At 37.6% G+C, this 3,824-nt stretch carries 6 protein-coding genes; all 6 read right to left on the reverse strand.

Going from position 1 to position 3,824, the window contains the following annotated elements; translation table 11 throughout:
• Nucleotides 1-154 (reverse strand): transposase (locus tag NC797_RS18050; protein WP_272438195.1); only part of this gene is annotated, 154 nt, incomplete at its 3' end.
• 27 nt (nt 155-181) lie between these two features.
• Nucleotides 182-451 carry a hypothetical protein gene (locus NC797_RS18055; protein WP_272438188.1) on the reverse strand — a complete coding sequence of 90 codons (270 nt, stop codon included), beginning with the start codon at nt 449-451 and terminating at the stop codon, nt 182-184.
• Nucleotides 452-597: 146 nt separating this feature from the next.
• Nucleotides 598-903: a type II toxin-antitoxin system RelB/DinJ family antitoxin gene (locus tag NC797_RS18060; protein ID WP_272438189.1), complete on the reverse strand. Its 306-nt coding sequence runs from the start codon at nt 901-903 to the stop codon at nt 598-600.
• Nucleotides 904-1,336: 433 nt separating this feature from the next.
• Entirely contained in the window at nt 1,337-2,329 is a 993-nt protein-coding gene (locus NC797_RS18065; RefSeq protein WP_272438191.1) for an NAD(P)H-quinone oxidoreductase, read from the reverse strand.
• An 81-nt stretch (nt 2,330-2,410) separates the two neighbouring features.
• On the reverse strand, nt 2,411-2,854 hold the full coding sequence (locus tag NC797_RS18070; protein ID WP_272438192.1) for a GNAT family N-acetyltransferase: 444 nt from the start codon (nt 2,852-2,854) through the stop codon (nt 2,411-2,413).
• A gap of 71 nt (nt 2,855-2,925) precedes the next feature.
• Nucleotides 2,926-3,642, reverse strand: coding sequence for a phosphotransferase family protein (locus NC797_RS18075; protein WP_272438193.1), 717 nt, complete (start codon nt 3,640-3,642; stop codon nt 2,926-2,928).
• Nucleotides 3,643-3,824: the final 182 nt, after the last annotated feature.

The following is a 3,824-nucleotide window of genomic DNA, read 5'->3' on the forward strand; positions in this document are numbered from 1 at the left end:
TCAAAGATATAAATTTATCTTTAGCATAGTCTGAAATGGGATCATCCATCACTTTCCTTCGATACTTCACGACTAACACAAGATGGTAATACATCAAGAACACTGAATGGTTATTACTGTCTAACTTTTGGGCTATCGCCCAACCGAAATTCATCTCCCCCTTACCGTTGGGCTACGCCCTTTACACGCTTGAAGAGGGAGACTTCTTTCGGAAGTACGTTAAATTTAACCCTGTTGATTTAAAGTATTTCGAAAGTAATTTCCACAGTATATCTTCTAACATTTCATATTTTTTAACTATTGAATCACGGTACACTTCAATCGTAATGTCCTCTGGATTTTTCAAATTTGTGAAATTATCTACTACATTTTTTAAATGCATAAACATTCTGGTTGCATGGTTATAAGAAAGACGTAACGACTCATTATATTTGTCCGTACCCTCTACCATAACATCACCCACTTTGTATTGATTATATACATTATTATACATCCTATACTATAACTTAAGTTTCGCACCTTAAACCCATGGCGCAGCCTGCTTGATGGTGTGGAAAAACAGTTCCAAAAGCTAGTTCGTCAATACTACTTTATATTTCATACGCCGTAATCTCGACGGATGTCCGAAAAAACCTTCATAGCAGGTTTTGTATCTTCTTGCACGTAATCCACATATCCTTTTTTCAACTCGGCATCCAACTCTTCTTCTGTTAAACTGGAAGCTCCTACAGGTTTTGTGGCAGGAATCTTAACATCAAAAGGAATTCCTCTCTGCATTACAACCTGTTTCAAGAATATGTTGACTGCATTGGATAATGGAATACCTAATTGTCCCAAAACGGCTTCTGCTTGTTCTTTAAGTTCAGGCTCAAGCCTTACATAGAGATTTGTTGTTTTAGCCATTACCAATCACTCCTTCCATATTGTTATTATATGAAGCTGTATTTACAAAAGCAATACATTCGCAAGATTATGTGGTGCCTCCTTGCACAAAAATAAGACCAAATAACTCACAACAAATTGTGCAAAACTGGACTGGAAGGGATTAGTGTGATTATGTAAATAAACTGGCAAGCTCAAAACATGCACTTTTGACCGACTATAGTTTTTACAAAGTTGGGACTGTATATCCTTTGTGGGGGTTAATAACGTGCCCAGTTAGTTAGATCAGTGCTACTTGTTATGCCTGGGTTGAGCGTTTACTCATTTGCACTTCAATCATCTCCACTTAGCAATTAAAAAAATCCTCGGGACACACTCTCCCCGAGGGTTTCACTTCATTTATTGTATTATGACATGGAGATCTTATGTCTCCTTACAAATTATCATCCATTCATCAACTTCCACTGACTGAATCGATCTTCAGCAATATCTTCCCAATATTCTTGTTGTTCTCCATATGTAAATGGGCTTCACCAACATTTTTTAGATCAAACACTTGATCAACAATCGGTTTCAGCTTACCGGCCTTGAATAAAGGTAAGGTAGCTTCGGCAAACTCGTTTGTTAGCAACGCTTTATAATCATCTGTTCGTGGAGTGAGCAGAGTTCCCTTTAACTGTACTCTCTTTTGCATGATTTCCATTAGATTTAGCTTCTCAACCTCGGCGCCACCTAGTAATCCAATTAAAATCCAGCGTCCATCCAACGCAACACTTGCCATATTTCTCTTAAAGTACGAGGCGCCGACAAAATCTAAAATGACATCAACTCCCTTATTCTCAGTAGCCTTCAACACTTCCTGATCAAAAGCTTGTTCCTTATAATTAATCGTCACATCTGCACCAAGACTCCTGCAGAACACAAGTTTCCTCTCTGATCCCGCAGTTGTTAATACCTTTGCGTCGACCAACTGCTTAGAGAGCTGAATGGCTGCTGTTCCGACTCCGCTTCCCCCGGCATGAATCAAAACGGATTCCTTCTCTCCCAACTCTCCAAGCCAAAACAACGTTTGATAGGCGGTTAAAAATACCTCTGGAATGGCTGCTGCTTCTTCCAACGATAGATTATCTGGAACCACCATTGCACGGTCTGCGGGCATGACCGCATATTCTGCATAACCTCCGCCATTCACTAACCCCATAACACGCGTGCCAACTTCCACTCCCGAATCCGAACCCACTTCTTCCACGACTCCTGCAACCTCAATTCCGAGCACCGGGTTAGCGAGGTAGGATGGGCCTCGCTGGCGACTGAGAATGTCCGTCCGATTCACGCCTGCATAGCATACTTTTATCAATAATTCATCAGACATAACAGAAGGCTTCGGTTGATCCACCATCTGCAACTGATCAACTCCACCTGGCTGTTTCACTGTTATTGCTTTCATCTTTTTCACTCCTTAAAACTAAATCGTATTGTCAAAAGTTTCTTAGTAAAATCTATTATTTTTGCCTAAATAACAAGCTCCTTAAGTTAGAGATTTTACCATAGTATAATAACTACTACCTGGGGGATAGTCTTTAATTTCACCCACAACTTGGTATCCTTTCATTTCATAAAAAGAACGAGCTTGAAATTCAAAAGTAGTTAATAATGCCTTTTTTGCGCCCTTCTCTTTGGCGACTTTTTCAGTATTATCAAGTAGTACCCCACCTAAACCTTTACCTCTATGTTCTTCACTAAACCAAAAATCGTTAATTTCTACCCAATCCCAGTAAACTTCTGCACTAATACCACCAATCCATTGTTCTTTATTATCTGACACAATAATATTTATGGGCTGTACAGCATCATTTTTTCTTACTTCTCTATGGTGTAATGAATGCTCATTATTAAATTCCTTAATTTTTGTGTGCAAAAAAGTTGAAAACTTCTCACTATTCTCCAACAAGATTTCTATATTATAATGCATATTCCTTCTCCCAATTTTTTATTATGTAATAACCGTCATTCCATTAACCCGTCAAGAGTTTTCAAAAAATACTATCTGTAATCCTTAATACCATTTTCGAAAGCTTGAATATCATCATTTTCAATCCCATGCAAAGCTTCCATTAATGCAAATGTACTTTTATAAAATTTTACTCGCTTAGAGATTTGCTTACCATTCGGGTATAAATCCATACACATATTAAAAAAAGCTTCGCCGTAACTAGATAATATCCCTGCGAAGTCATATGCTGGGTCTCCTAAACCTGAACCCCCGAAATCAATTATCCCCGAAACTTTACAAGTATCTGGTTGCCATATGATATTGGATGCCCCAAAATCACCGTGTATAAGCATTGTTTTTAAGTTATATGTATCACTAACGAGGAAGGTTTCAAACGAATTAATTATTTCGTCTTGAGCTTCCTTTCTAATAAAAGGAAAAAGCTTGTTTTCTATTTTTTGATATAGTTCAGCCATTTCTTCGCGAGGATCATTATCTTCTAGTTGTAGAAACACATCTGCTTTTTCTTTTGGAATAGAATGAAGTTCTTTAAGAAATGTAACAAGTTGTGATGCTATTCCTTGTACCAAATCCCCTTTCTCAATTCGTTCAAGGCTATCTCTCCATAAAGGAGATCCTTGAATTAAGCTATATCCAGAAAAAACTTTTCCTACTTCTAATTCTTCGAAAGACTGATAAATCGGATATGGAATTGGAATTGATACCCTATTTTTTATGTATTCCAATATTCCCGTTTCTTTTTTCAATTTTATTACATCTTTTTATATTTTGGAAATCTAAATACTAGTGATTTATCTTTTCACGGGCGAGAAGACCCCCACTTCCATTATGTGAAGGTGGGTAACACCAATAATAAGTGGGGGATGAATCGCCCCACCGAAGGAGATGAAATTTCTTGACTTAGAACATTTGTTCTGATAAAATTTAA

Source organism: Terrihalobacillus insolitus (assembly GCF_028416575.1).
GTDB lineage: Bacteria > Bacillota > Bacilli > Bacillales > Amphibacillaceae > Terrihalobacillus > Terrihalobacillus insolitus.